Genomic DNA, 5458 nt, shown 5'->3' with positions numbered 1-5458 from the left:
CCCCCGGACGAGGTCCGCTCCCAACTCGTGGGCCCGCTGCTCGCCTACCTGCGCGCCACGGGGCTGGACCCGACGCCCCTGGTGGAGCGCTTCGGCCTGCCGCTCGACGCTGGCACCCTTCCCGAAGTCAGCCTCCCGCTCCCCACCCTGCACGCCTTCCTGGACGCGGCGGAGGCCCTCTCCCAGGACGCCTTCCTCGGACTCCACGTCGCCCAGCGCGTGCCGCGCGGCAACTACGGGCTCGTCGAGTACATCGCCCGGGCCTCGCCCACGGTGCGCGACACCTTCCGCTCGCTCGCGCGGTACATGGCGCTGCTGGAGCCCGCGTGGCTCGCGTCGTTCACCGACGACGCGGACGGCGGCGGCACCTTCGCCTACGGCATCGCCGGAGCCCCGCTCGCGTACGGCCGTCACGCCAGTGAGTACGGCCTCGCCCTCTTCACCCACGTCGGCCGCCAGCTCACCGAGCGCCCGTGGAAGCCTCGCGCCGTCGCGTTCGCCCACCCCGCGCCCCCAGACATCGCGCCGCTGGTGGAGCACTTCGGCGTCACCCCGACGTTCGGCGGAGGACGCAACGCCCTCTCGCTGGACGCCACCGCGCTCGACCTGCGCGTGGTGGGCGCGGACCCCGCCCTCCTCTCCGTCCTGGAGCGCGCCGCCAGTGGCGTCAGCGCACCCACGCCCCCGGCTCCCCCAGACGCGCCCGGCTTCGTCCAGGCGGTGCGCGACGTCATCCGCGCCTCGCTGCGGGACGGGGCGCCCCAAGTCAGTGATGTAGCCAAGGGACTCCACGTCAGCCCCCGCACCTTCCAGCGCCGACTCACGGAGCTCGGCACGTCATTCCAGGACGAGGTCGACGCGGTGCGGCGAGAGCTGGCCTTCCAGTACCTGCGCGACGCGAACCTGGGAGTGAGCCAGGTCGCCTTCCTGCTGGGCTACTCCGAGCTGAGCACGTTCGACCGCGCCTTCAAGCGGTGGACGGGAATGACGCCGCGCGTCTGGCGCGAGAGCGCCGAGCGGCCCTGAGTCCCGCGCGGTGGGAGGGGTGCGGGGCAGCCGACCCGTGGCGTCTTCGGCCAGGAGATTGGCGTGCGCCGCCAGGACACCCGTCACGACTTCACCTAACTTCCCAAAAAGCCCCTGCCCCCGTCCGGAGGACGTCATGCTCAAGCCCCAGGTCGCCGCCCTCTTCGATGATTACTACTCGTCGCATCAGCACCCCATCAACCGGCTGACTCACAAGGTCGCCATCCCCGTCATCGTGCTGCACATCATCGCGATGCTGGACTGGGTGAAGCTCGTGGCCGTTCCCGTGCTGCCCGGTGGTGTGTTGACGCTGGGCATGGTGGCGCTGGCGCTGACGGCCATCTGGTACCTGCGCGCGGACGTGAAGCTGGGCCTCGTGGTGGTGGCGTTCATGGCGGCCTGTTTCCCCATCGGCCGGCTGATGCCCACGTGGAGCGTGGTGGCCATCGCCGTGTTCGGCTGGCTCATCCAACTGGCGGGCCATGCCGTCTGGGAGAAGAAGTCCCCGTCGTTCCTCACCAACCTGGTCCACGCGCTGGTGGGTCCGCTGTTCTTCGTCGCGGTCCTCTTCGGCGACTACGTCATCAAGCCCCAACCCCAGGCCGGCGCCCCGGCGCGCGCCTGAGTACCGCTGTCCCCACGCCCCCCATGAGCTTCGCCGACAAGCTGCGCGTCTGGATGCCCCTGCACGAGAACCGCGTCAGCCGCGCGGTTCACTTCCTGGGCGCGTACATGTTCATCTTCGCCCTGCTCGTGCCGCTCGGCCTCGTGCGGTTCTCGGTGGGAGGCACGGAGCTGTCGGCGGCGCATGTGCTGGTCGCCGCCGTGGCGCTCTACGCCGTCTCGCTGGAGTGGACGGCGGGCATCCTTATGAGCCTGCCGCTCATTCCCACGCTGAACGCCGCGCTGGGCGTGGGCCACCTGCCGGGCCCCACCGTCGCCATCGTCGCCGTCTCCGTCATGGTGGTGCGCTTCGCGCTCGTCGTCGGCGCGCACATCGTCCTCGAGAAGAAGACCCACGGCCTGTCCCTGGGCGGCCCGCTGCTTTTCTTCATCGAGCCCGTCTACCTGCTCACCCTTGTCCTCTTTGGGATGGGGCTGAAGCGCGGACTGCACGCCCGCGTCACGGCGGGCGGACCTCAGCCAGCAACGCTCACGGCGTGAAGCACCACCGCCGGGGCGGCACCTCGCCGGCCTCGGCACCGCGTCGCACGACGTGAAGCACCCAACGACGGAGCGGCGTATTCGCCAGCCTCGGCACCACGTCGCACGACGTGAAGTCCCCAACGGCGGAGCGGCGTGTCGCCGGCCTCGTACTACGTGAACACAGGCGACCGGCGCCGCTTCGTCGTCGACTATGAGCCGCTGGCGATGCGCGCGGGAGGCGGCGGCGCCTCGACGGGCGCACCCGATACGTGGCCGTGCAGCGCGTGCACCACCACCGCCTCGCGCCGTCCCTTCACGTGAGTCTCGCCCAGCCGCCTGCCGGTGAAGTCTCCTCCGCCTCGCAGCCAGGTGCTCTCGCTCACCAGGATATCCACGCCGTGCACCTTGGTGAGCCCTTCCACCCGTGAAGCCAGGTTCACCGCGTCACCAATGACGGTGTACTCGTGCTGCTCCGCGCCCCCGAGCATGCCCGCCGCCACCACCCCTGTGTGCAGCCCAATCCCGATGCGCAGCGGTGACAGGCCCTGCAGCACCCGACGCGCGTTGAGCTCGCCCAGCTTCTCGCGCATGTCCAGCGCCGCGCGCATGGCCCGCTCCGCGTGGTCCTCGCTCGAGTCCGGCACGCCCCAGCACGCGAGCATCCCGTCCCCCAGGAACTTGTTCACGATGCCCCCTCGCGTCATCACGATGTGGGTCATCTGACCGAAGTACTCGTCGAGCAACTCCAGCACCTCCCTCGGAGGGAGCGTCTCGCTCAACATCGTGAAGTCGCGGATGTCACTGAAGAGGATGGTGACCTCGCGCTGCACGGGCTGGAGCGACGTGTCCCCCGACTGCATCACCCGCTCCACCACCTGCTTCGGCAGGAAGCGCGAGAGCCCATCACGGCGCCGCAGCCGGAGGAACATGCTCCCCACCTCCGCGTTCGTCATCGCGATGAGCAGCCCCAGCGTCACGTAGCAGAAGACGACGAAGCTGGTGCTGGACGACGTGCCGTGTCCGGACATGCCCGCGACGAGCGCATAGCCCACCGACGACAGCGTCGTGGACAGCAGCACGTGCAGCCACGAGAAGCGCGCCACGGAGAAGACCAGCACCATGCCCATGCTCGCGCCCAGCATCCCGGCGTCGAACTGGCCCGTGCGCGCCCACGCATGCCATCCCATGAAGGCGAAGAAGCTGGTGTCCGCCACCGTGGTGGGAACCGGCAGCCACCGCGCATGACGCAGGTGCGGACGCTGTCGGCGCAGCACGAGCAGCGCGACGACGGAGAACAGCCCGTACAACACGATGGCCAGCACGCGCTGGAAGTCGTGCGGCGGAAGCGGCTCCCCGGTGACGTGGGCGATGCCGCCCTGGCTCAGCGACAGCAACGCCATCAGCGCGAGCCGCACCCAGGCCACCCGCCGCTCGCCCCGGAGCGAGCTCTCCGCCAGCACCAACTCCTCGTTGGCGCGGCTCAACGCGAAGCGGGCCACCGCGGTGTCCCTGCCTGGCACGAGGACCTCGTCGCTTCGGCCCATGAATGCGAGTCCCTTTCCTTCCGCTTCAAGGCCAGGGGCTCGCGCTCCCGGTCCACCCGTCGTCACGTCGGTGCGTCCTCCCCCACACCCGACGGGCCCGAGGACTCGCCGCGAAAGCGCGGCTCACCCATGGTGCCTCAAGTTGGAAAGCCCAGCGAGCCCTGGCGTCGGACGGCGGCTTGCTGTTGAAGTCGCCGCCTTGACGCGGGGCCTCGAGACACTCACCTCGCCCCGCTGGAGAACACCCCGTGGTCCGCCTCTTCGCCCCCATTCCGGAACCCGCGCCCGCCGAAGTGGCGCTGACGGGTGACCGCCGCCACTACGTCGTTCATGTCCTGCGGCTGGGCGTGGGCGATGCGCTGGAGGTCTTCGACGGCAAGGGGCGCTCCTTCGACGGACAGGTGACGGGCGTGGACGCGGAAGCCGTGCGCGTGCGGCTGGGCACCATGCGGCAGGCCCCCGCGCGCCGCGCCGTGAGCGTGCTCCAGGGGCTCCCCAAGGGCGACAAGCTGGAGTGGGTGCTGCAAAAGGGCACGGAGCTGGGCGCCGCCGCGTTTCTTCCCGTGGACACCGTGCGCAGCGTGGTGAAGCTGGAGCCCCGTCGGGCCCAGGAGCGCACCGCGCGGTGGACGAAAATCGTGGAGGAAGCCGCCAGGCAGTGTCGCCGCGACGACGTGCCCACCGTGGACGTCCCTCGCACGCTCACCGAGGCCGCGAAAACGCTGGCCCCGGGCACGGTGGTGCTGGTGCTGGACGAGGAGGAGTCCGCGGTGCCACTGGGCGAGGCCTTCCGCGCGGCGGGCGCGGGCACGCCGGTGGCGCTGGTGGTGGGCCCCGAGGGCGGACTGGCGCGCGAGGAAGTGGAGGCGCTGAAGGCGCTCGGCGCCCGGCCCGTCACGCTGGGCTCGCGCATCCTCCGCACGGAGACGGCCGCCCTGGCCGCCCTGGCGGTGATGATGCACCTCGACGGTGAGCTTGGTTAGCAGGGGGCCAGTCGAGCGCCCGTTCCACACGGGTTCCCACCTTCGGTTGCCGGTTCCTACGTTTGTGCCGTCTGGGACCTCTCGGGTCCCCACAAACAGGAGAAGGGTTCATGGGGATCATCGCATTCATCATCATCGGCCTCATCGCGGGCCTCATCGCTCGCGCCATCCTCCCCGGCAAGCAGAGCATGGGCCTGCTGGCGACGACGCTGCTGGGCATGGTGGGCTCGCTGCTCGGCGGTTTGATTGGGTCCCTCTTCACGCGGGATGGCCGCCTCTTCGATTTGCGCCCTTCAGGCATCATCATGTCGGTGCTAGGTGCCATCGTCGTGCTCCTGATTGTCGGGGCAGTGGGACGGCGCCGCGTCCACGCCTAGCGTGAGGCGCTCCACACTTGCCGTTCCCCAGGGGACAGGTGGGCGCCTGCGTTGACGAGCCCCTGACGGTTCCTCGACCAAGGGACCTCGGGGGCTCGCCACTTTTCTTGCTCCTCGCGTGCGGACGTCTTTTCATGGCACCCGCCGTAGTCAGCCCGGAGGAGTCCGTTGTCCAAGTGCATGAAGTGCGGTGCCATGCTGCCGCCCGTCGGAGAGTGCCCAGCCTGCGCCACCGCCAAAGCTCGTCCGCCCGCGGTGCCCGCGGTGCCGAGCCTGCTGGACCGTGACCTCCGCCTCGACCGCCGAGCCGCCGAGCGCGACGAGGCGCCCACCATCCGGGACGCCGATTTCGTCCCGCCCTCGCCGCCGCCGTCCGTGGCGC

The 5458-nt window shown here is 70.3% G+C and carries 6 protein-coding genes and 1 pseudogene; 6 read left to right on the top strand and 1 reads right to left on the bottom strand.

Annotated elements, in window-relative coordinates; genetic code table 11:
* From FJV41_RS47690 to FJV41_RS47680, 3 genes are all read left to right on the top strand, one after another.
* Positions 1-1026 (top strand): AraC family transcriptional regulator (locus FJV41_RS47690; RefSeq protein WP_246137880.1); only part of this gene is annotated, 1026 nt, incomplete at its 5' end.
* 136 nt (positions 1027-1162) lie between these two features.
* Positions 1163-1651: an Mpo1 family 2-hydroxy fatty acid dioxygenase gene (locus FJV41_RS47685; protein WP_141649278.1), complete on the top strand. Its 489-nt coding sequence runs from the start codon at positions 1163-1165 to the stop codon at positions 1649-1651.
* Between the two features lie 23 nt (positions 1652-1674).
* Positions 1675-2190, top strand: coding sequence for an Mpo1-like protein (locus FJV41_RS47680; protein WP_141649277.1), 516 nt, complete (start codon positions 1675-1677; stop codon positions 2188-2190).
* 191 nt (positions 2191-2381) lie between these two features.
* Here FJV41_RS47680 and FJV41_RS47675 read toward each other — a convergent pair whose 3' ends face one another.
* Complete coding sequence (locus tag FJV41_RS47675; RefSeq protein ID WP_141649276.1) at positions 2382-3716, bottom strand: adenylate/guanylate cyclase domain-containing protein; 1335 nt, start codon at positions 3714-3716, stop codon at positions 2382-2384.
* A 248-nt stretch (positions 3717-3964) separates the two neighbouring features.
* Between FJV41_RS47675 and FJV41_RS47670 the strand changes: the two genes are divergently transcribed.
* From FJV41_RS47670 to FJV41_RS53255, 3 genes and pseudogenes are all read left to right on the top strand, one after another.
* A complete protein-coding gene (locus FJV41_RS47670; RefSeq protein WP_141649275.1) occupies positions 3965-4699 on the top strand; it encodes a 16S rRNA (uracil(1498)-N(3))-methyltransferase in 735 nt (244 codons plus the stop codon).
* Positions 4700-4809: 110 nt separating this feature from the next.
* On the top strand, positions 4810-5076 hold the full coding sequence (locus FJV41_RS47665) for a GlsB/YeaQ/YmgE family stress response membrane protein (RefSeq protein ID WP_141649274.1): 267 nt from the start codon (positions 4810-4812) through the stop codon (positions 5074-5076).
* 195 nt (positions 5077-5271) lie between these two features.
* Positions 5272-5458: pseudogene (locus tag FJV41_RS53255) on the top strand (hypothetical protein); the annotation flags it as partial.

Source organism: Myxococcus llanfairpwllgwyngyllgogerychwyrndrobwllllantysiliogogogochensis (assembly GCF_006636215.1).
GTDB classification, from domain to species: Bacteria; Myxococcota; Myxococcia; order Myxococcales; family Myxococcaceae; genus Myxococcus; species Myxococcus llanfairpwllgwyngyllgogerychwyrndrobwllllantysiliogogogochensis.
This window is presented reverse-complemented; position numbering and strand designations above follow the sequence as displayed.